Raw genomic sequence first — 21,626 nt, forward strand, 5'->3', positions numbered from 1 at the left:
GCGTTACCGCACCGCGAGCTGCGCCATGTGGCGCTGCCAGTCGGGCACGCTGACTCCGTCGAGCACGGGGCCCAGCCCCGTGCGTTTCATCGGCAGCACATGAGTGCCGACGATCACCACGTCCCAGGCGTCGAGCGGAAGGCCGGCCCGCCAGATTGCTTCCATCAGCCGCCGGTAGCCGTCCTGGTCCCATGCGGCGAGCCGGGCCGCGCGCAGTTCGTCCCGGACGGCACCGGAGGCCAGCGACTCCTCCGCCTCCTGCACGGCCCGCTTGAGCCGTTCCGCGGCCGGTTCGAAGGTGAGATCCCGCTCGGGCACCTCGGCGTGCAACTGTCCGGCCAGCTCACGTGCCCGGGCCGACTGGTCGTCGCCCGCCAGCGCGGAGGCGTAGACCCGCTCCCGGAGCGCCGTATCGAAGTGGATGCCCAACTCCCGTGCCACATCGGCCGGTTCGTCCGGCGTGTGGACGAGATTGAGCAGATAGCTGTAGCGGCCGATCTCGTAGCGGAGCTGGCCGGGGACCCGGGCCCGCGGGTCGGTCGGGCCCTTCCGCTCGGTCACGACGACCGACGCCGGCGGAGCCCCGCCTTCGTCCGCTTCGGGGCGCACCACGAGCACCAGCGCGTCGCACGAGTCCATGAACATGTCGGCGAGACGGCGGCGCTGCGGTGTGGCCAGGTTCCACTGGAAGTACCACAGCGCCCGCACGGCGGTACGGGTGAGCCGGGTGCGTTCCGCGGCCACGATCCGGAAGCCGCCGCGGGCCAGCCAGTCGACCGTCGTCGGTATCTGCCGGCTGACCACGGCATCGGGTTTGAGCAGCAGCGCGGCGTGCCGGTGGAGGAAGCCGTCGACGTCGGCGGTGAGGGTGCCGAGCTGTTCGAGGCTCTCCAGGAAGTAGGTGTCCGAGCCGAACAGGGTGCGCTTGCGCGGATCGCAGCTGAGGGCCGGGGAGATGTCGTCGCCGAAGGGGCGGCCGTTCGCCGTGTCGCCGGTCATCGGCCGGCTCCGATCGCGCCGCTTTCGGCCGAGCCGGTGCCGTGCGCCACGGCGGCCGAGCCGGCCCCGTGCGCCACGGCGGTCGCGTGCGGTCCCGCGACGTCCGGCCGGGTGCCTGCCTCCGTGCCATCGGCGGGTGGAACGCCCAAGTAGCCCGACTCCAGGCAGTGGTCGAAGATCGTGCGCAGGAACTCCTGCCCGTTCTCGGGTGCCCGGCGGGTGGTCAGACCTGCCGTGTGGGAGTCGTCGAAACGCATCCGGCGCCGGAAGTAGCTTGCGTACAGCGTCATGACGCGCTCGTAGTACAGCCGCTCCCGCCGGGACAGCCGCTGGGCGTCGAAGCTCGTCGGAGGGACGAACCGCGGCACCTGGAACGGGGGGTACTCGGCCATCACATCGGAGAAGTCCCGCAGCGTCAGCGGTGCCCCCACCGCGTGGAAGGTGCGGCCCGCCGCCTCCTCGAACCGGTGGGTGACCTCCGTGACGACGTCCGCCACATAGTCCACGGGCACCAGATCGAGCCGCGCCTCGTACTGGCCGGGCAGGGAACGGACCCTGCCCTCGGTGGTCAGCTTCAGGACGGCGTAGATGTTCTTGTAGTCGCGCACCACGCCGGTGCGCTCCTCGCCGACCACGATGCTGGGGCGGACGATCGCGGCGCGCACCCCGTCGGCTTGGGCCTTGTGCACCAAGGTCTCGGCCCGGAACTTGCTCTGCTCGTAGGCGTTGGCGAGCTGCTGGCCCTCGTCCAGCTCCGTCTCACGGATCAGCCCGTCGCGCTCACCGCACACGTAGGCCGTGCTCACGTGCACCAGAGGAACGCCGCCGGCGCGGGCCAGCTCGACGACGTGGGCGGTGCCGTCGACGTTGACCGCCTGGTAGACCTCGTCGGGAAGGCCGAAGTCGGTGATCGCGGCGCAGTGCACGATCCGGTCGAGCCCGCCCGCGGCCAGCGCCTGGTATGTGGCCTCCGGCAGGCCTAGCCGGGGCTTGCTCACATCGCCGGACAGGCACGTGACCGCGCCGGTCTCCAGGCGGGTGCCGTCGTTGCGTACGAGCACCGGGTTGTCGTGGACCAGCGCGGTCACCTCATGCCCGGCCGCCACCAGCCGGGCGGTGACCTCCGCGCCGACCAGCCCGGCCGCGCCGGTCACCAGAACCCTCAGGCTCTCCTTCATCGACCTGCCTCCTCTCTCCGTGCCGCACTCCGGGCGCCCTCGCGCCGACGTGCGCGGACACCGTGCTTGGCGCCTCGTCCTCGTTCACGGGGTGTGCTGGTGCGTGACGTCAACGTCCCTTTCGCAGCGTCAGGTGGTGGCCACATGCGGCTGCGCACCCCCGCTGGCCAGCAGATCGCTCGCCTCGTCGAGGGGCAGGTCCGCGTCGAGATATGCGCCGAGACGCAGCCAGTCGTAGCCGATCTCCAAGGTCTGCCGCCATCCGTCCGAGGAGCCGAAGGAGGACGGGAAGCTGTGCGCCCCCGTCGCCTGCCGGATCAGTGCGACAAAGCCGTCCAGTGCGGTGAGCGCCGCGCTGCCCTGAGCGACGGAGTCGATCGTGAGCGTTTCGAGGCGCCGGGCCTCCGCGCGGATCCCGTCGGTGTGGGCCCCCGCCGGAAGGAGGGACAGCGCGCGGACGACCTCGGAGTCCGGCGGCAGCGGGTTGACGCCGTACGCGCTGAGCAGCCCGCGCAGCGCGAACCGCAGCATCCTTCGGGCGCTGAGCTCGGCCACGCTCCACTGCTCGCGGTCCAGGGCGCCGACCAGGTCCTCGCGGGCGTTCTCCACCAGCACGTTGGACCACACCAGGATCATCGCGGCGGCGCTGAAACGGCGGGCCGGCACGGGCACGAGAGCGATGGCCTCCGCATCGCCGACCACCGCCCCGCCCACGGCGACGAGGGGCTGCGCGGTGCTCGGCGGCGGAGTGACGGCACCCGCAGGGGCGGCGAGCGGCATGGCGGGCACGATCGGGCCGTCGCCCTTCCACGCCGCCTTCACCAGGCCGAAGCGGAGGAACCGGGCGATCAGCGGGCCCGCGTGCGGTGCTCCTGACGCGTCCGCCGCGGCCAGTACCCCGTTCAGGGGCCGGCCGAAGACGAGGGAACGCCAGGCCCGCGCCGCCTGGTCACCGAGGACGAACACGTCCTGTTTGCCGCGTACGACGTGCACACGGTCGCCGGTCTGCCACGTGGTCACCCCGTCGGCCCGGGCCACGGTGATCTGCTCGGAACCGGGCGCGGCGCCCGCCACCCCCAGATCGGCCAGGAGCCGCGCGCCCTCGGTGAGGTAGGTGGCGGGGGCGAGACCGGACGCGTCCAGCGAAGCGAGCGTCCGGTACCGGGCGGACAGCGGGTGATCACCGAGACGGTCCAATTGCAGAGGCAGCCACTTCGGCTCCAGGTAGGTTTCGCCCCGTCCCGCCGCCCACGACTTCACGGCCTGCAGCAGCCCGGCTTCGGTCCATGCCGCGGCCTCCTCTTCCTGGCCGAGTTCCCGCAGGACGAGCGCGTACCGCATCGACTGGCGCGCGTGGTGCGCCCACCACTCCCGCGCCGTGGCCTGGAAGTCGTCGAAGGACATCAGCCCCTTCACCTTCGCGACCAGCTCCGGATTGCGCAGCGGGAAGCTGCGCAGCAGCCGCTGACAGCGGTTCAGCAGATCCTCCGGGACCGCGCCCGGGTCGCCCTGCGCGGCCGTCGTGACCGCGGAGAACTGCTCCGCCAACTGCCGCACGGAGCGGGTCCGGACCTCGACCCGTCGCCCGTCCAGGAACAAGAGCGACGGCATGGTGGGCAGATCCGCATCGCTGTCGGCGATCAGCAGGAAGTCGATGTCGGACGAGGAGTTGCCGAAGCCCTCGGCGATCGAACCCTCAAGTACCACACCGCAGTTGGCCGCGGCGTGGAGGTGCGGAAGGGTCTTGTCGAACAGGTTCTGCAGATGGTCCTCGCTGAGGATCACTCAGGCCTCCCGGTCGTGACGTGGGCGCATCGCGCTCTGTGCGTCCTTCGTGTGCGCTGTTTCCGCCGTGCCGTCCGTCCCGGCCGGGGTGTTCTCCAGCAACGTGATGGCCCCCGTGCCTCCGTCCAGCCTCAGCCGCATCCCCGTCGCGATCTCCGTGACCGCGCCCTTGACCTGGACGACCGTCGGAATGCCGAGCTCACGGGCGACGATCGCCACATGCGTCAGCGGGCTGCCCCGTTCGATGACGAGTGCCGAAGCGGACGGCAGCGCGGCCACCCAGCCCGGATCCGTGCGGTAGGTCACCAGCACACCGCCGTCCACCTCCACGGGGGTGTCCGTGACCACGGCGCGGGCCTCCACCACACCGGGGCAGGACGGGGTGCCGCGCAACTCCCGGACGCCGGTGGGTGCCGCGGTGCCCCGCACAAAGCCGGCCTGCTCCAGATTGCCCCGCCAGTAGGCGGCCCCACGCGTGGTGAACCGGGATGGCGCGGACAACTGCTCGTCCTCGCCCCGTTGCCGCTTGCGCAGCTCCACGAGGCTGCGCAGATCGGTGTGCGCGGTGGTGCTCTCATAGGCGCCGCGCAACTCCTCCAGGCGGAGGAAGAACACGTCGTTCCCGTGGTCGATCGCTCGCATCCGGGCGAGATCGCGCCCCATGGCGCGCAGCATCCGCTTCGCCGAGCCGAAGGCGCGGGTGCGGCAGAACCTCAACCGCTCCCGGTTGTACAGGGAGCTTTGTGCCTTGCGGCGGACGACGTTGTAGAGCAGTCGGCGCGGCCCGCGAAGGTGTGCGTCCAGATAGGCGTCGGCCTTCTCACCGGGAGGGGCGTTCACCTCGGGCAGTGCGGCGCGCACCATGGCGAACAGGCTGGACGGCTCCTCCCGCAGATCGGGTACTTCGAGCTTGAGCTCGTCGAGACTGCGGTAGCCGTACGCGGCGATGTACGCGTCCACCGACGCCAGGAACGCGGTATGGCCGCCCTTGCGCAGCGCCTGATAGGTGTCCGCGGCCGGGGTTTCCTGGATGATGCGGCCCAGTTCGGCATCGTCGCGGACGGCGAGGGCGAGGTCCGCCAGCGCACGGGCGGGTTCGATCGACTCCACCTGGGGGCCGGGACTGGCGGCGCTCCACGTGAGCCACTCGGGGGCGTTCGGCAGCCAGCGCCGGTGCAGCAGGGCGAGCCCGCCGATGGACCACAGGATCGCCGCGTCCAGCGTCTGCATCGGACCCCACTTCTCCAACAGGTCCTTTTCCAGAGCGCGGAAACGCCGGTAGACGTCCTGGCCCTCCATGGCGTCGTAGTCGACGTTGTCGAACTCCTCGTACGCCTTGTAGAAGTAGGCCATGAACCGCTCGACGGAGCGGTTCATGGTGAGGAAGCGGCGCACGAACGCGGCTACCGTCACCGCGCGGGACAGCCGGCCGCGCAGGGACGAGGAGAAGGTGTACGGGTAGAGCGACTCGGCCGTTTCGTCGTCGAGCGGTTCCTCGACGCCGATCGCTCTCTCCAGGACTTTCCTGTTGAGTGTGTAGAGGGGCGCGATCCGCACCATCCGGTACCAGTTGAGCAAGTTGTAGTACACCCGGCCATGGAAATAGCCGAGCATTTGCGGAGTCCATTCCTCCATTTCGCGCAGCGCGGTGTGCGGGACCCGGAGCCCTCGGGCGTAATAGTCGTAGACCTTGCCGTAGACATGGGCCGCGAAGCTGTAGGTCAGCGGTGAGACGATCCCGGAGAAGCTTTCGATGATGTTGGCGTTGTCCCATATCCGGGCTTCGCCCTCGCTCGGCCCGCACTCGGCCTCCGGCGGCTGGACCGCATTCGGCAGCGCAGTGATGGGACGGGCCTGCAAAATCCACAACACATCGTCTTTGAAGGCCCACTCGATGTCCTGCGGAGTGTCGAAGACCGCGGCGATACGCGCCCCGGCTTCATGCAGCCGTGCCACGTCCTTCGGTTCGAGCGACAGCTTCTCCCGTTCGGCCGGCAGCACTTCGCTGACCCGATATCCGCAACCCGTATCGTCCGAGTGGTAACGCTCCTGCTTGTCGCCGAGCACGGTGTCGTGCACCGCGCCCGTCGCCGCGTCGAGAACGACGGTGTCGGCGTCCACCGCGCCCGAGACCAGCCCCTCTCCGAGCCCGTACACCGAACTGATCACATACTGCCGCCGGTCGCCGGTCACCGGGTGGGCGGTGAACATGACGCCGCTGCGCTCGGAATCCACCATGTCCTGCACGACAACGGCGATGCCCGCGCCGCGCAGCGGCAGCCCGTGGCGCAGCCGGTACTGCAGCGACCGCTCGGAGAACGCGGACGCCCAGCACCTCTTGACGTGCGCTTTCACCTCGGCGAGCCCGGACACATTGAGGAATGTGGCGAACTGCCCGGCGAAGGAGAGCTCCGAGCCGTCCTCCTCGACACCGGAGGAGCGCACCGCGACCCGGGAGCGCCCCACATGCGTATACGCGTCTTCGACAGCCGCCGCGGCCTCGTCGCTCCATTCCCCCGACTCGATGAACTCCGCCAGCTGCCCGGAGATTCGGCTCACGTTGTCCCGGGTGACCTCGGCGAGCAGATTCTCGATGCGTCCCGCCGCGTCGAGCGAGGCGATGAATTCCTCGAAGACATCGAGGCCCACGACTGCCCACCGGGGAACGTGGAGTCCGTTCCTGGACAGTTGATAGAGGTTCTTCCCCTTGCCGCCCGCCAGCCTCTCGGCCTCATCCGGAGGACTGTCGTCGACTATGGTTCGCATCCGATCCCTGCCCTTCGGGCACCCGTCGTGAATGCCACCCCGCTCGGGAATGGCGAGGGTTCACCGTACCGCCGGAATCCACGCGCATTCAGAGCGCTATCCACGTCTATCAGTTCCCCTAGCGTTCACCGCAAGTTCCCCTGGATCGCTGTCAGTTTCCCTAGTCATCGATGATTCGCGGGGAAGTAGCCTGCTGGGTGGACGCTACGACTCCTGTCAGTGCTCCCGCCCCGATTCCTGCCCCCGCACTCCTCGTTCTCCCCGGCCGGTGGCGAATCCCCGGTGGTCAGGAATCCCGTGGCCGCTCCGGCACAAACGCCGGAGAACTGAGCAGACGCTGGACGACTGGAGAAAATCGATGCCCCATCTTCCTCCCGGCTCGCGGCAGCCCGCCTTCCTGCAGACCCTGCAGATGCGTGATCCGGTCCGGTATGTGGAATCGCTACGGCGGCGCCACGGTCCGGTGTTCCGTATGAAGCTGCTCGGCTTTCCGCCCCAGGTGGTGGTTTCCACCGCGGAACTCGCCGCGGAGATCTACCGCACGGACGGCGACGGCAGTCGGGCCGGCGCACTGCGCGCGGGATATGTGCCGTGGCTCGGGAAGTATTCGCTGTTCACGAACGACGGCGAGCCGTGGTGGCGCCACCGCAAGCTGCTGAGCCCGACCCTGCACGGCCGGTCCCTCGCGAGCTACCCCGATCTGATCGCCGAGATCGCCGCCGAGGACATCCGGAAGTGGCCGCTCGGCACGCCCTTCGCGCTGCAGGAACGCATGCAGGCCATCACGCTGGAGGTCACCCTGCGGCTGGTCTTCGGGGTCCGCGACGTCAACCGGCAGGCACGGCTGCGGGCCTCGCTCCTCGCCCTGTCCAAAGCCAGCGGCTCCGCGTCGCTGTTTCTGATGCCCGCGCGACTGCGTGCCTGGGCGGAGAAGTCACCGCTGGCGATGCGCCTCCCGCTGCTGCCGACGACCCGCACCATGAAGGCCAGCGCGGCAGTGGACCACGTGGTCTTCGGCGAGATCGCCAGGCGCAGGGACGAGGAGGACCGCGAAGCCACCGATGTGCTGGGGCGGTTGCTCCAGGCCCGGGACGAACAGGGCCGGTCGATGAGTGACGTGGAGATCCGCGACGAGCTGATCACCCTGCTGGAGGCCGGACTGGAGACCACGGCGACGGGCCTCTCCTGGGCCTTCGAGCGCCTGATCCGCTCCCCGGAGGTACTCGGGCGATTGCGGGAGGAGTGTGAGCGGGGAGAGGACGAACGCTACCTCGAAGCGGTCGTCAAGGAAGTGCTGCGGCTGCGCACGGTGATATACGGCTCGGGGCGTCTCCTGGACAAGCCGCTGCGGCTCGGCGGATACGACATCCCGGCCGGATGGGCGGCCATCCCCATGTTCTCGCTCATCCATCAGGACAGCGAGGTGTATCCCGAGCCCCAGGAGTTCCGGCCGGAGCGTTTCCTCGACGAGAGCGCCAAAGCGGCGCAGAAGTCCTTCCTGCCCTTCGGGGGTGGCCGCCGCTACTGCGTCGGCGCGCAACTCGCCATGATGGAGATGAAGGTGATCATTCGCGAGGTTCTCCAGCGGGTGGAGCTGACACCCACCGACCCCGCCCCGGAGACCCAGCGAATGTGGCACGCCACCCTCGTCCCGGGGAAGCACGCCGTCGCCGTGGCCCGCCAACAGCCGCTCAGTCGCAGGCCGTTGACCGAGGAGCCGGGGTGCCCCGTACACCCCGCCGCGTCGGAATAGGCCCGTACCGAGTGGCCGGGTTCCTGCCCGGCGGATCATGTGACGGCACCCCCTGGCCCCGATCCGCCGGTGGCTCAAGAACCGACTGCGGCTACAGCCTCAGACGCGATCGACAACATCTGGCACTCCGGCCCCACTGAGCTCATCCTGGGACGCGTGCTCGCGGCGGGGGAGCAGCAGCGGGGTGGCCAGGAGGACGACTCCCGCGGCGGCGATCGCGGTACGGGGGCCGGTGACGGTGGCCAGCAGGCCCCATAGAGCGGTCAGGGCCGCGATGGCGGCGCTGCTGCTGACCGACCACGCCGCCAGGGTGCGCGCGACCCGGTCGGGGGCGGTGTGGTCGAGCCGGTAGGTCGCCAGTAGCGGGTTGAACAGCCCGCAGCAGGTCACCAGGCCGAATTGCACGACGATGATCAGGACGATCCCCGGGACGCCGGGCCGGACGAATGCCAGGCCGAGTGGCCAGAGCGCGCGCAGCAGCCCGGCGGCGCGCAGCACCCGGTACCGGCCGAACCGCGCCACGAGTGGGTGCGCCAGGCGTGAGCCGAGCAGGCCGCCGACGCACGGGGCCGCGAACACGAGACCGTACTGCCAGGGCGCGAACCCGAGGGGGCCCAGCAGGAGTACGGCGAGCAGCGGCTGGGAGGCCATGATCAGGCCGTTGACCACGATCGCGTTGAAGAACAGCGGGCGCAGCGCGGGGTGGGTGAGGATGTGGCGCCATCCTGTGAGCAGGTCGCCTGCTCGCAGCCGTGCCGCACCGGTCCGCGCGGGATGCGGTTCCGTCCCGCCGATGGCGCGGATGCCCAGCGCCGAGAGCAGATAGCTGACCGCGTCGGCCACCACGGTCGTCACCGGGCCGAACAATCCGATCGCGGCTCCGCCGAGCGGCGGTCCGACCGTCGTCGAGGTCCATGTCGTGGACTCGAACCGGCTGTTCGCGACGAGCAGGTCCTCCGGAGGCACGAGCGCCTTCAGGTACGCGCCGCTGGCCGCCTTGAAGGCGATGTCGGCCGCGGCGGTGACCACGGAGACGAGGAGGAGCTGGGCGAAGCTGAGCCGGCCGAGCGCGAACGCGGCGGGCACGCTCATCAACACCGCGAACCGGGTCAGGTCCATCGCCACCATGACCGGCCGCTTGCGACGGAACTCCACCCAGGGGCCGAGCGGCACCGCGACCAGGGCTCCCACGGCCCGCCCGGCGGCAGCCAGCGTCGCCACCTGGGCCGGCCCGCAGTGCAGCACCAGCACCGCGATCATGGGAAACGCGCCGAAGCCGAGTCCGGAACCGTACGCGCTGACCGCATACGCCGCCCACAACCACCCGAACCGACGCCCCAGCGCCCGCCTGCCCGTCATGCCCACCGTCCCCCCCGCCGAACCGACCAACCAGCGCTGGCCACCCGCATCTAAGCGAGTCGGACACGGCGAGATCAAACAACTGATCAGCCAGGAAGCACAACCGTCCGTTGTGCCGGTAGCGTGACCGGTGTGGATATCGAGGCTGTGCGCACCTTTGTGGCCGCTGCGGACGCGGGACGCTTCCAGGACGCCGCCACGGAATTGTCGATCACCCAGCAGGGTGTCTCCAAGCGCATCGCCTCGTTGGAGAAGATCCTCGGCGTGCGGCTGTTCACCCGCACCGGGCGAGGGACGCAGCTCACCATCGACGGTCAGGCGTTCCTGCCGCACGCCCGCGCTCTGCTGCGGGCCGAAGAGCGGGCAGTGGCTTCCGTTCGTCCCGGCCGCCGCGCGCTGCGTGTGGACGTGATCGGCCGGCGGCTCGGCCCGGCTGTCGTACTGGGCGACTTCCATCGCGCGTGCCCTGAGGCCGAGCTCGATGTCGTGACCCTCTTCGACGCCGAGGCGGCCGTCGACGCCATCCGCTCCGGCACGATCGACGCGTCCTTCCGCGCCGTCACCATGCCCGGCCGGCAGCTCCCCGACGACATCGGGGCCGCCCGGGTCTTGGACGAGCCCGTCCAGCTCCTCACCGGACCGGCCCACGAGCTCGCCGCCGCCCGCGTGGTCACGCCCGCCGAGCTCGTCGGGCACCGGATCTGGATGCCCGGTCTTGTTCCCGGAACCGAGTGGGCCGCCTTCTACGGTGACCTCGCCGCCGCGTTCGGGCTCACCATCGAGATCACCGGCCCCGACTTCGGCACCGAGCCCCTGCTGGACACCCTCGCCGACTCCCGGACACTGGCGACCTTCGTCGGCGAGCACACCCGCCTCATCTGGCCTGCCGACCACGACCTGCGCCGCATCGCCGTGCGTCATCCGACACCGGTCTACCCGCACTCACTGGTATGGCACCGCGACAACCCGCACCCGACACTCGCCGCACTCCGCGACCACCTCCGCTCCGGGCGGCTTCATCACACGGACGCCGAGAGCTGGACACCGACATGGGCGTAGGGGGCAGGGCCGCTGCGCACCCAGCAGCAACGACATGCCCCCTGGAGCGGGCGCGTCCCCTGAAGCGTGTGCGTCAATCCTGTTCGGAAGCGCTCCGTCGGGCGTGGATCCGCTCACGACCCGGCATGCGCGGTGGCCGGAGGATGCGCTGCGGTCCCTCCCGTCTCGTGAGCCACGCCAGGAAGGCGATGACGAACAACCCTTCGGCGATCAAGGAGAGGAGCCCGTATGGCGGCTCCCAGCCGGGCTCGTAGTAGCCGTCGGGCAGGCCAACGGTGCGCGACAGCGCGAACCCGATGATCATTCCCAGGCTCACGACGGTCCCTGTCACCCACGCGGCCGTCGGGCGCCTCATGGTGCCAAGGCCGACCGCCACGGCCAGCATCACGGCGCTGCCCACGGCGAAGAGGACGCCGATGTAGAACTTCTCCTCAAGGTGGTCGGGGATGAGGAGCGCATGCAGCACCGCGTTGCCGATGGCGCAACACACACCCAGCCCTCGTAGGGCGGCTTCCGTGGTTGTCATGGAGTTCATGGCGACTCCAGATGCATCCATCACGTGGATCACGCGATCTGATGCATCCCTGTCAGTGACGACGATCCGAAGCGGGGCAGAGGGCATCGTCGCAGGTGGTGCCGTTCGCCGGGATACTTCCCGCAGTCTCGTCTCCGGCGATTTCCGCATAGGGTGACCGGCCGCCGCGCGCGCCGCGCAACTCGACCATGCGCCGACGCAGGTCGCCACCGAGGACGGCCAGTGAGGTCAGAGTGGCTGCGTCCGGTCCCACACCGTCAATCTATCGCGCATGAATGTGGGGCGCAGGCGCACGTCACGCGCACCTCCCGGCCGCGTTCGGTCAGCCGCGTCCGGTGAACTGAGACGAGGCGCCCCCGGCCCTGGCCAAGCTCCCGGCCGCAGGCCCGGCCGTAAAGGGGGAGACAGCAACGGCGCCCAGCCGCCACCGGGAGCACCGCAGCCGGAACGGGCCCGCACTGCCGAGGAGTTCACCGCGACGTTGCGTGCCCTGCGGACCTGGTTCCGGGTTGTCCTGGCGGCAGTTGGAGGGGAAAGCCGCAGCGCGCGGGGACACGCTGGCCTCCAGCACGATCGCGACCGCTCTGGGGCGCGCCACACTCCCCCGCGAGCCGTTCGTCGCCGCGTTCACCCGCGCCTGCGGACTCGGTGCGGCCGAGGCCCAGCGGTGGCTCGACGCCCGCCGACGCCTGGCCATGGCTCAGCAGCCCCCCGGTCCCCGTACCGATCCCGTCCCGCCCGGCACCGACGGGCAGGCGACATCGGACACGGCCGAAGTCGACCGTGAGCCGCGGTCCGGACACCGGTACGGCCACCTGCGCCTGCGGCCGCAGCGATCGGCGCCGGGGCGGCTCTGGGCGTACAGACACTGCTGTCGGCCCTGTACGCACCGCAGCGCACGACAACCGCCACCCACTCGGTGCGGGGGCCTGGCCATCCTGGCCGTTGGCAGCTGGGCACAGGTCCACCTCGCCCGCACCCCACGGCCATGTGTCACCGAAGGACGAGACCGCACGCACCACTACGCCACGGCCATCGCGGCCCAGTACGCCTGTGTACAAGCCGTCCCGCCGCGCACTTACGTCGAACCCGTCGGCGAGAACCTGGTCCAGATCCAGTGGCACCATCCGCTGCTCGGGCGCCCGCGACCAGGAATTCCTCATCACCCTGATACCGCCCGCATGACGACGCTTCCCTGCGGGCCAACCCACCTACGCCCCCGCCTTGCGGAAGATCCGGGCGCCGAGGAAGACCGAGATCGCGGCGAGTACCGCCGCGACCAGCGCGCCCCGGATCATCGCGGTGCTGCTGTACTGGCCGAGGAACGCGGCCCGGACCGCTTCCACGAGGTAGCGCAGCGGCACGAGTTGCGACACCACGTCGAGCCACCGGGGCGCCAGCGACATCGGCAGCAGGATGCCGGAGAGCAGCATGACCGGCAGGTTGATGGTGTTGACCACCGGGGCGAACTCCTCGGGGGAGTTCAGCCGCATGGCCAGCCCATAGGACAGCGAGGCCAGCGCCACCGTGAGGGCGGCGACGAACAGAAAGCCGATGAGGACGCCGAGCACCGGGGCCCGCAGCCCCATGACCATGCCCGCCAGCACCAGCAGCAGCGACTGGGCCAGCATCTGCACCACATCGCGCAGCACCCGCCCCATGAGCAGCGCCAGCCGGCTGACCGGGGTGACCTGCATCCGCTCGATCACACCGTGCTGCTTCTCGATGAGAATGCCGATGCCGGCGAAGGCGGCGCTGAACATGCCGAGTTGCACCAGCAGTCCCGGCACCAGTGTCTGCCAGGCGTCACCGCCCGTACCGAGCTGTACATGTGTCAGCAGGGGACCGAAGAAGAACAGCACCAGCAGCGGCATGAGGACGCCCACCACCAGGCCGATCTTGGCGCGCAGCGTCTGCCGCAGATAACGCCCGAGGATCAGGCGGGTGTCGGCCACGAGGTCGGCCAGGCCCGAACTCTTCCTGGCCGCATGGCGTCGGGACGGTACCTCCGCGGGCTCGGATGCCGTCGGCACCGAGGACGCGGCGGGGGACGAGTGCGGCACGTCAGCCTCCGGGGGGAGCGGGCGGTCAGACAGCGACAGGGGCTTCGGGAGCGGGGGTGTGGTGGCCCGTGATGGCGAGGAAGGCTTCGCGCAGGCTGGCCGTTTCCGAGCCCGCGTACCGCAGCTTCAGGTCCTGCGGGGCGCCCTCGGCGGCGACCAGGCCGTCGTCGACGACGATGAGCCGGTCGGAGAGGACGTCCGCCTCGTCGAGGTAGTGCGTGGTCAGAAAGACCGTGGTGCCCTCGGCCCGGATGCGGTGCACCAGATCCCATACGTCGGAGCGGCTTCCGGGGTCGAGTCCGGTCGTCGGCTCGTCGAGGAACAGCAGCTCGGGCCGGTGGGTCAGGCCCAGGGCGATGTCGAGGCGGCGCCGCTGGCCTCCGGAGAGCGCACGGGTGGGCCGGTCGAGGAGATCGGCCAGGTCGAGATCCTCGGCGAGTTCCCGTGCGCGGTTCTTGGCCTCGGCCTTGCCGAGCCTGTACAGCCGGCCCTGGGTGACCAGTTCCTCGCGCACGCTGATGGCCGGGTCGACCCCGCTCGCCTGGGCCACATAGCCGATACGCCGGCGCACCCCGGCCGGGTCGCTCGCCAGATCGTGCCCGGCGACCGTGGCGCTTCCCCCGGTGGGGGGCAGCAGCGTGGTGAGCATGCGCATCGTGGTGGTCTTGCCGGCGCCGTTGGGGCCGAGGAAGCCGAGAATCTCCCCGGCGGCCACGGTCAGGTCGATGCCCCGCACCGCCTCGACCGGGCCCTTCTTGGTCGTGTACGTGCGGGCGAGCCCCTTGGCGCTGATGATCGGGGCGGTCATGGCGGCCTCCTGCCTCGCGGATGCGCATCTCGTCCGGTCGTTCACCGCGCACTCGAATGATTTGCTCGCTTGAGCATATTCTGACATGGCTGAGCAAGACTCTTCGAGTTCCGTCGCGCCGAGCACGAACTCCCTGGCAAATCCCTAGCGTTTGCGCCGCCGCGCAGGAAGCGGCGCATCCGCCGAGCTCAGCCGAGGTGCCGGGCCGGGAGCGGCTGGTCCGCGCACACGGTCTCCCACATGGCCCGCATGGATTCCCCGATGGTGAACCGGGGGTGCCAGCCCAGGAGGCGTCCGGCACGGGAGATGTCCACCTGGATCCAGTCGGCCCCCCTGCTGCGCACCTCACCGCGCTGCTCGCGGATCGTCTCCGCCGGCAGCCCGGCGGCCGCGACGAGCTCGCCCACCAGGGTCCGTACGTCCATGGCCCGGCCGCAGCCGATGTTGACCAGCGGGTCGGCGTGCTTCATCCGGGCCGCCCGGACCACGGCGTCCACGGCGTCCCGGACATCGACGTAATCACGCCGGGCATCGGCGATCGTCAGCTCGATGCCGGTGGCCGCGTCGGGCCCGCGGAGCCGGACCGCCAGCGATCCGAAGAAACTCTCCAGCGCGGGGTGCGGCCCCAGGGTGTTGGCCAGCCGCAGGACCACGGCGTCGAGGCCGTCGTCCCGGGCGGCGTCGAGAACCATCCGCGAGGCGGTGAGCTTCGCCTTGGCGTAGGGATTCTCCGGAGCGGGTGCCGTGTCCTCGCGGATGGACGTCCCGAAGGGGACCGGGCCGTACTCGTGGATGGTGCCGAGGTGGACCAGCCGGGGAGGGGCTGGCAGCTTCGCCAGCGCGCCGATCAGCCGGTCCACCAACTGCACGTTGGTGTAGTGCAGTTCGTCTCCCCAGCCGAGGGTGGCATTGACCACCACATCGACCTCTTCACGGGTCAGCACCCTGGCAAGCTCGTCGCTGGTGCTGCCCGCGACATCGAGGGACAGGAACCGGTGGGCGGCGACCTGCGGCGCATACCGGCGGGCGATCGCGACGACCTCGTTCCCCTCGGCCGAGAAGGCGGCACACAGGTGCCGGCCCATGCAACCGGTGGCCCCCAGCACCGCGACACGGACGGGGCCGGGAGACGGCATCAACGGTGCCACGGCACCTTCCTCATCACTCACCGATCCGGATATTCCTCAGTCACCGAGCCGGACCGCCGGCCGGTCGGGGTGCCCCGCCGGTTCGCCGGCCGGCCCGGCCGACAGGCAGTCGGCGTACTTCGGGAGCATGCCCTGGGCCTCGGCCTCCGCCAGGCTGGGCGCGACGGTGTCCCGCGCGGAGAGACGGAACTCCACCTCGGACGGCCAGGGCAGCCCGATCGCGGGGTCGAGCGGGTCGATCGCATGCTCCAGCTCGGCCTGGTAGGCGCTGCTGACGAGGTACGACATGACCGTGTCGTCCTCAAGTGCCAGAAAGGCATGGGCGAGCCCGTCGGGGATGTACACGGCCCGGAAGGACTCCGCATCCATCTTGACGAGGTCCCACCGGCCGAAGGTGGGCGACCCCACCCGGATGTCCACGACGGCGTCCAGCGCCTGCCCCCGCGCGCAGTAGACGTACTTGGCCTGGCCCGGGGGAGTGGCCGTGAAGTGCAGCCCGCGCAGCACCCCTCGCGCCGACCGGCTGTGGTTGGTCTGTGCCACGGGGAACCGGTGGCCGACCGCCGCGACGAACGCCTCGTCCTGCAACGGCGAGACGAACAGGCCGCGATGGTCCGAGTGGATGTCGGGCGTGAACTCGAAGCCGCCGGCGACGGCGAGCTCTCGGGTACGCATCACGGATCACCTGCCCGTCGCGTCGTGTGCGGACGACGCCGCGGGGCGCGCCCCGGGCCGCCGCGGCCGGATCGGTTCGGTGCGCCTCATGTCACTCACGTTTTCGCGCTCCCACCACGTTCGGAATCAGGTTTGTGCCTTGCGCAGGCAGGTGCAGCTCGTCGCCGCACCGCGCACGGTCCGTGTGCTCCGACCGGAGGGACGGGCCGGACCCGGCTGTGGCTGCCTCAGTATGGGCGGGACCCATGTGGAAGATTCCCTAATGCCGGGTCCGGACGGTCCCTGTCGGGCGGAAGCGGCACGGTCAGACGACGGAGAGTTCGGGCAGCGGGAAGACCAGCTTGCCGCCACCGGCCAGGAACTCGCTCTCCCGCTCGATGAAGCCCTCCCGGTAGATCCAGGGGAGCACCAGCAGCTGGTCGGGGCGCCGGGACTTGGCTTCCTCCTCGGACACGATGGGGATGCCCGTGCCGGGCGTGAAGCAGCCGGACTTGTCCGCGTTGGGCTCGCCGATGCACGGCAGATCGTCCTCGGTCAGCCCGCAGAACTGCAGGATGACATTGCCCTTGGTCGAAGCGCCGTACCCGAGGGTCACCTTGCCCGCCTTGCGCGACTCGTCGAGGAAGTCACGAAGGCCGTCGCGATAGCCGTGGACGCGCTTGGCGAACGCCTCGAACGGGGCCATGGTGTCCAGTCCGAGAGCGGTCTCCCGGGCGCGGACGGCGGCCAGCCCCGCCTCGTCCACGGGGTAGCGGCCGGGCCGCTTGGCGAGGGTGACACAGAGGCTGCCGCCGTAGACCTCGGTGAGCTCGGCCTTGAGGACGGTGAACCCGACGCGCTCGGCCATCCACTCGATCTGCCGCAGCGCGTAGTACTCCAGGTGCTCATGGCACACCACGTCGTAGGCGGTGCCCTCGATCATCGCCGGGAGATAGCTCTGCTCCATCACCCAGATGCCGTCGTCGTCGAGGACGTCGTACACGTCCTGCATGAACGCCATCGGCCGCGGCAGGTCGTAGAACATCGCGATGGAGGTGACCACCTTGGCGCGGCGCGCGCCGAAGCGTTCGGTGAACAGGTCGCGGGAGAAGAAGTCGGGGATCAGCTCGGCGTCCGGCGGGTAGTGCTCGCGGAACTTCGGCCCGGTCGGGTCGATGCCGACCCGCGTCGGGCCGGGCGTGGGGTAGCCGCGCAGCAGGGTCGAGTCATTGCTGCCGATGTCCAGGACCAGATCGTCGGGGCCGAGGTCGACCAGGTCGGTGATCGCCGCGACCTTGCCGTGGAGATGCTGGACCATGAACGGGCGTATCCCGGAGCGGTAGCCGTAGTTCTCGTTGTACATCAGCCCGAAGTCGGCGGTGTGGCGGAGCTGGACGAGGCCGCAGCCGTCCGGCGAGCACTTGATCAGTTCGAGCGGGACCGTCGGGACGGCCTCGTCCCGGGTGCGGGGAAAGACGCCGGTGAGAGCCTGCGGGCCCAGGTCGAGGACCGGCAGCAGGTTGCGGTTGCCGCAGATACGGCAGTCTTCGATGATCATGGATTCTCCAGGTCGCGTTCCACCATCGGCTGGACCGGATCGGAACCGGCGTCGTGATCCCACGCCAGGCGCGGCGAGCCCCGCCAGGTAACTGCCGGTGACCCTAATGCCGAAGTCCCGGGTCCTCCCGATTCCGGCGCGCATTCTGGAAAATGCTCCAGAACCCGCATGCCGGGGCCACTTTCCACAGGAGCCGGTGGCAAGCTCTGCGCCCCGGGGAGCCCCGACCGCACCACCGCACTACCCCTGCGCAGGGTCGCCCCGTCTGCTTGCGTGTGCTAGTTTTTGCTTAGCTATGCAACTCGCCGTGGTGTCAGGGTCGATCGAGCTCTGGTGGCGCAGACTCTTCGGAGAGTGGTCCGATCCCGCACGGACGGGCAGCAACAGACGAGTCAAGGAGCAGCGATGGCTGCACTGCGTGACGAGACCGAGTTGACAGAAGACAGCAATCAACGTGAGCAGACCGCAGCCCGCCGGCATTTCGCGGTGACCCTGCTCTGTGATGTCGTCCTTCCCGTGGGCCTCTACTACGTGCTGCGCAGCGCGGGCTTCAGCGAACTGGTGGCGCTGCTGATCAGCGCCGCCGCGCCGGCACTCAGCACCGGATACTCCATCGTCAAACAGCGCAGGGTCGACAGCGTCGGCCTCTTCGTCATCGCCATCCTCGTGCTCGCCGGGCTCGGCTCCCTCATCTCCGGCAGCCCCCGCCTGGCCCTCGCCAGAGGCGGCTGGTTCACCGGCCTGATCGCGCTGTGGATCCTCGGGTCGCTGTTCACCTCCCGCCCGTTCACCTACCGGGCGATGAAGACCCTGCTCCCGGGCAAGTCGGAGACCCTGGAAGGGCTTTGGCACGCCGATCCGCAATTCCGCGGTATCTGGCGCGGCCTGACCGTGCTGTGGGGAGGCGGGCTGCTCGTCGACGCGGCGCTTCGCGTCATCATGGCGTACACGCTGTCCGTCGATACGGTGCCGGCGCTCGATGGTGCGCTGTATTTCGTGACCTACATCGTGCTGCAGGTGATCACGCACATCATCCTGCACAAGACCGGTGTGTTCCAGCTGCTCTTCCCCGGACGGGGGAGGCGGCCGGCCAGATCCCGGGCCTCCGCGGGCACGAAGGACGACGGAACGGCCTGACAAGAGCCGAGGGGAAGCTTTCCGCACCCGGGTGGACGATCACGCAGCAGAACGGCTCGTGACCGGCTTCCCGGGTGTTGTGCTGTGCTGCCACGCCTTTTTCCAAAGCGCTCTTCCGGTGCGTCCGGATGTCGCCTGGACTTTCTCCGTGCGGGGAATTCCCGAAACCCAGAAGAATTCCTAGTTATTCCTGAACGACCTTGCCGGGTGTGCACAGCGCGTGACCAGAATACCGGCGATCGGTTCACCGCCATGGGAGAAGTTGATGCTGACCCACGTGCCGCTTCCGCAACGTCAAGAGCTCACCTCACGTGGCATGTTCCTGGCACACCCGCGCCTGCCGTGGCCGCTCAGGGCGATGAACGGGCTGCTGGGGCCGCTGGCGCCGCGGCTGTGGCCGCTGGACCCCGAAGCGCTCAAGCGCAAGGCGGCCCTCAGGGCCAAGGTGCCGGCCGCCGCCGCGGGCAGCGCCTTCGAGGAGCCGCTGGCCCTGCTGTGCCACTCGCTCACCAACGAAGTCCAGCTGAGCGCGAACGGCCGATTCATGCTCCACAGCCAGCTGGTCAAGAACCTGTCGATCCGGCTCCGACTGGCGGAACTGGCCGCGCGGCGCCCGGAGATCTTCGACGCCCCGGTACCCGAACCGCTCTTCATCACCGGCGCCCCGCGCACCGGCACGACCTTTCTGCAACGGCTCATCGCCCGGGACGAGCGCTCCCGTTCCCTCCCGCTGTGGGAATCGACGCACCCCCTGCCCGCCGGTGATCTCACCGCGCCCCGCAAGGACCCCGACCCCCGGATCAAGGCCAGCCGGGTCGAGGTCGGGATGACCAACCGGATCCTGCCCGAACAGGCCTCGATGCACGAGCTGGTGCACGACGAGGCCGAAGAGGACAACCTCCTGCTGTCGCTGAGCCATTGCTCACCCATGTACGAGGACATCGGGCTGGTCCCCGCGTACGCCCAGTGGTACACCACCGCCGACCACGCCGAGGGCTACCGCTACTTCAAGCGCATGCTGCAATTCCTCCAGTGGAGCCGCCCGGCCGGAGACCGCTGGGTCCTGAAGTCCCCCGGCCACGCCGAAATGCTGGTGCCGCTGTTCGGGGCCTTCGGGGACGCCACGGTGGTGCAGACCCACCGGGACCCGGTGACCTCGGTGATCTCCTACAGCAACATGGTCGCCTACGGTGCCAGGGTCTACTTCGACCACCCGAACCCGCATCTGATCGGGAAGTTCGCCGCCGACGTCATCGAGCGGTCGCTGCGCGCCGCGCTGCGCGACCGCGCCGGCCACGAGCACCAGGTCGTGGATGTGCTCTTCCGCCCGCTCGTCGAGGACCCGATCCGCGAAGTGAGCCGGGTGTACGAGGTGGCCGGCCGCGAACTCGACGACGTCACCGAGAAGGCGATGCGCGAGTACGCCACGGCCGAGAAGCACCGCAGCGGCCGGCACCGCTACGCCGCCGAGGACTTCGCCCTGAACGTCGGCGAACTCAGAGAACGCTTCGCCTTCTACTACGACCGCTTCGACGTACCGCAGGAGAAGCGCTGACATGAACGATGACGGCCTCAGGTGCGGATGCGCCGGCGCCACGGTCTGGTTCACCGGCCTGCCGGGCTCCGGCAAGACCGCCGTCGCGCGGGCCCTCGCCGGCACCCTGCGCGCCCGGCGCCACCGGGTGGAACTCCTCGACGGCGACGCCCGGCACGCGACGATGCCCACCGGACCCACCCGGGACGACCCGGGCCGGCACGCGGAGCGCACCGGCCTCGCCGCCGAAGTCCTGGCCCGCAACGGCTTCCTCACCCTGGTGTCCGCCACCGCGCCCGGAGCGGACAGCCGAGCCGTCGTGCGCCGTCGCCATGAGGCGACCGGAACCCCGTACGTGGAAGTCCACTTGGACGCACCGGAGTCGGTCTGCGCGAAGCGCCGATCCGCCCAGGAAGAGGCCGGGCCCGCCGCCGGCCCGACGGCGGCGGGCGCCGCGTACGAGCCACCGGCCGAGCCCGACCTGCGCCTGGCCACACACCACATGTCGGTCGCGGAATCCGCGGCCGCCGTCTACGCCCTGCTGGCGGACAAGGGCGTGGTGCGCTCCCGCTGCGACGAGACTTCGGACCTACGGCTGCTCGATCCCGATCCCGGTCCCGATCCCCATGCCGGTCAAGGGACTTGGAACCTCTGACGGCACGACCCCGGAAGCCGGTGCTGTCGCCCGCCGGTCCCTGGATCAACGATCCGGGCGGTTCACGCGGACCCGGGCGGCCCAGTACGGCTGGTCCACGAGCTGGGGCACCACCACCTGAGGTGCGCCGGCTCGGGCGGCCGTCGTCGTGGTGCCCGCACCGCCGTGGTGCACTACGGCGGCCACCCGCCCGAACAGCGCCTGCTGGTTGACCTCGCCGACGACGAAGCAGTCGTCGCGGTCGTCGATCAGGGCCAGGTCGGCCCAGCCACGGGCCACGACCGCGCGACGGCCCTGTGCGCGGACCGCGTCGATGGCCACCCGGGCGATGTCCTTCGAGGTGTGCATGGCCATGCTGCCGAAGCCCACGTACACCGGTGGTTCACCCGCGCCCAGGAACGCCTCAAGACCTTCCGGGAGCGGGCGTTCGTCCGGCAGGATCCACGCCCCGGTCGGCACGAGGTGGAGATCCGTCATCTCCTGCCACGGGCCCAGGACCGGATCCGCCGCCAGCCACGGCTGATCGGTGAAGACGTGGTCACGGACGTTGTCCACCGGCGGCAGGCCGATCGCCGCCCGGTGACGGTTGAGCGCCTCCCCGTACAGCGCCTTTTTCTTTTGCCGTCCGCTGTGGA

General features: G+C 70.0%; 15 protein-coding genes and 2 pseudogenes. 5 read left to right on the top strand and 12 right to left on the bottom strand.

Translation table 11 applies throughout. The features are described from left to right. Positions 1-3 precede the first annotated feature (3 nt). The 4 genes from BKA18_RS36180 to BKA18_RS36195 all read right to left on the bottom strand — a co-directional run bounded on the left by BKA18_RS36180 (position 4) and on the right by BKA18_RS36195 (position 6,728). Entirely contained in the window at positions 4-999 is a 996-nt protein-coding gene (locus tag BKA18_RS36180; protein WP_366048060.1) for a nucleoside-diphosphate kinase, read from the bottom strand. Beyond that, positions 996-2,177: an SDR family oxidoreductase gene (locus tag BKA18_RS36185; RefSeq protein WP_366048059.1), complete on the bottom strand. Its 1,182-nt coding sequence runs from the start codon at positions 2,175-2,177 to the stop codon at positions 996-998. The genes BKA18_RS36180 and BKA18_RS36185 overlap by 4 nt, the downstream gene beginning before the upstream one ends. A gap of 129 nt (positions 2,178-2,306) precedes the next feature. After that, positions 2,307-3,962, bottom strand: coding sequence for a hypothetical protein (locus BKA18_RS36190; protein ID WP_366048058.1), 1,656 nt, complete (start codon positions 3,960-3,962; stop codon positions 2,307-2,309). Then, on the bottom strand, positions 3,963-6,728 hold the full coding sequence (locus BKA18_RS36195; protein ID WP_366048057.1) for a phosphoenolpyruvate synthase: 2,766 nt from the start codon (positions 6,726-6,728) through the stop codon (positions 3,963-3,965). A 358-nt stretch (positions 6,729-7,086) separates the two neighbouring features. Here BKA18_RS36195 and BKA18_RS36200 point away from each other — a divergent pair, with 358 nt between their 5' ends. Beyond that, complete coding sequence (locus BKA18_RS36200; RefSeq protein WP_366048056.1) at positions 7,087-8,481, top strand: cytochrome P450; 1,395 nt, start codon at positions 7,087-7,089, stop codon at positions 8,479-8,481. A gap of 99 nt (positions 8,482-8,580) precedes the next feature. Here BKA18_RS36200 and BKA18_RS36205 read toward each other — a convergent pair whose 3' ends face one another. Beyond that, positions 8,581-9,840 (bottom strand): MFS transporter, encoded by a 1,260-nt coding sequence (locus tag BKA18_RS36205; protein WP_366048055.1) that lies wholly within the window; start codon positions 9,838-9,840, stop codon positions 8,581-8,583. 132 nt (positions 9,841-9,972) lie between these two features. Here BKA18_RS36205 and BKA18_RS36210 point away from each other — a divergent pair, with 132 nt between their 5' ends. Further along, positions 9,973-10,899: a LysR family transcriptional regulator gene (locus BKA18_RS36210; RefSeq protein WP_366048054.1), complete on the top strand. Its 927-nt coding sequence runs from the start codon at positions 9,973-9,975 to the stop codon at positions 10,897-10,899. 73 nt (positions 10,900-10,972) lie between these two features. Here the strand turns inward: BKA18_RS36210 and BKA18_RS36215 are convergent, their stop codons facing one another. The 6 genes from BKA18_RS36215 to BKA18_RS36240 form a co-directional block, all read right to left on the bottom strand. After that, positions 10,973-11,467: a hypothetical protein gene (locus BKA18_RS36215; protein ID WP_366048053.1), complete on the bottom strand. Its 495-nt coding sequence runs from the start codon at positions 11,465-11,467 to the stop codon at positions 10,973-10,975. A gap of 1,178 nt (positions 11,468-12,645) precedes the next feature. Continuing rightward, a complete protein-coding gene (locus BKA18_RS36220; RefSeq protein ID WP_040902100.1) occupies positions 12,646-13,401 on the bottom strand; it encodes an ABC transporter permease in 756 nt (251 codons plus the stop codon). Positions 13,402-13,522: 121 nt separating this feature from the next. Next, positions 13,523-14,305, bottom strand: a complete 783-nt coding sequence (locus BKA18_RS36225; RefSeq protein WP_366048052.1) for an ABC transporter ATP-binding protein — start codon at positions 14,303-14,305, stop codon at positions 13,523-13,525. 188 nt (positions 14,306-14,493) lie between these two features. Next, a complete protein-coding gene (locus tag BKA18_RS36230) occupies positions 14,494-15,474 on the bottom strand; it encodes an NAD-dependent epimerase/dehydratase family protein (protein WP_366048051.1) in 981 nt (326 codons plus the stop codon). A gap of 15 nt (positions 15,475-15,489) precedes the next feature. Next, the gene (locus BKA18_RS36235; RefSeq protein ID WP_366048050.1) at positions 15,490-16,128 is read right to left on the bottom strand and encodes a dTDP-4-dehydrorhamnose 3,5-epimerase family protein; all 639 of its coding nucleotides are present in this window, start codon (positions 16,126-16,128) and stop codon (positions 15,490-15,492) included. A 304-nt stretch (positions 16,129-16,432) separates the two neighbouring features. Beyond that, the gene (locus BKA18_RS36240; protein WP_366048049.1) at positions 16,433-17,665 is read right to left on the bottom strand and encodes a class I SAM-dependent methyltransferase; all 1,233 of its coding nucleotides are present in this window, start codon (positions 17,663-17,665) and stop codon (positions 16,433-16,435) included. A 405-nt stretch (positions 17,666-18,070) separates the two neighbouring features. Here BKA18_RS36240 and BKA18_RS36245 point away from each other — a divergent pair, with 405 nt between their 5' ends. The 3 genes and pseudogenes from BKA18_RS36245 to BKA18_RS36255 all read left to right on the top strand — a co-directional run. Next, positions 18,071-18,802 (top strand): VC0807 family protein, encoded by a 732-nt coding sequence (locus BKA18_RS36245; RefSeq protein ID WP_366048048.1) that lies wholly within the window; start codon positions 18,071-18,073, stop codon positions 18,800-18,802. Positions 18,803-19,118: 316 nt separating this feature from the next. Further along, positions 19,119-20,357, top strand: coding sequence for a sulfotransferase family protein (locus BKA18_RS36250; protein ID WP_366048047.1), 1,239 nt, complete (start codon positions 19,119-19,121; stop codon positions 20,355-20,357). Between the two features lies 1 nt (position 20,358). After that, positions 20,359-20,895, top strand: a pseudogene (locus BKA18_RS36255) (adenylyl-sulfate kinase); the annotation flags it as partial. 165 nt (positions 20,896-21,060) lie between these two features. On the opposite strand, the pseudogene BKA18_RS36260 reads toward BKA18_RS36255, so the two are convergent. After that, a pseudogene (locus BKA18_RS36260) lies at positions 21,061-21,600 on the bottom strand (glycosyltransferase); the annotation flags it as partial. Positions 21,601-21,626 lie beyond the last annotated feature (26 nt).

The sequence above is a fragment of the Streptomyces auratus genome (assembly GCF_050433025.1).
Taxonomy (GTDB): Bacteria; Actinomycetota; Actinomycetes; order Streptomycetales; family Streptomycetaceae; genus Streptomyces; species Streptomyces sioyaensis.

What these genes read in the sequence shown, in the direction of transcription:
- BKA18_RS36180 (WP_366048060.1), bottom strand. Translation starts at nt 999, where the DNA reads ATGACCGGCGACACGGCGAACGGCCGCCCCTTCGGCGACGACATCTCC.
- BKA18_RS36185 (WP_366048059.1), bottom strand. Translation starts at nt 2,177, where the DNA reads ATGAAGGAGAGCCTGAGGGTTCTGGTGACCGGCGCGGCCGGGCTGGTC.
- BKA18_RS36195 (WP_366048057.1), bottom strand. Translation starts at nt 6,728, where the DNA reads ATGCGAACCATAGTCGACGACAGTCCTCCGGATGAGGCCGAGAGGCTG.
- BKA18_RS36200 (WP_366048056.1), top strand. Translation starts at nt 7,087, where the DNA reads ATGCCCCATCTTCCTCCCGGCTCGCGGCAGCCCGCCTTCCTGCAGACC.
- BKA18_RS36205 (WP_366048055.1), bottom strand. Translation starts at nt 9,840, where the DNA reads ATGACGGGCAGGCGGGCGCTGGGGCGTCGGTTCGGGTGGTTGTGGGCG.
- BKA18_RS36225 (WP_366048052.1), bottom strand. Translation starts at nt 14,305, where the DNA reads ATGACCGCCCCGATCATCAGCGCCAAGGGGCTCGCCCGCACGTACACG.
- BKA18_RS36235 (WP_366048050.1), bottom strand. Translation starts at nt 16,128, where the DNA reads ATGCGTACCCGAGAGCTCGCCGTCGCCGGCGGCTTCGAGTTCACGCCC.
- BKA18_RS36240 (WP_366048049.1), bottom strand. Translation starts at nt 17,665, where the DNA reads ATGATCATCGAAGACTGCCGTATCTGCGGCAACCGCAACCTGCTGCCG.
- BKA18_RS36245 (WP_366048048.1), top strand. Translation starts at nt 18,071, where the DNA reads ATGGCTGCACTGCGTGACGAGACCGAGTTGACAGAAGACAGCAATCAA.
- BKA18_RS36250 (WP_366048047.1), top strand. Translation starts at nt 19,119, where the DNA reads ATGTTCCTGGCACACCCGCGCCTGCCGTGGCCGCTCAGGGCGATGAAC.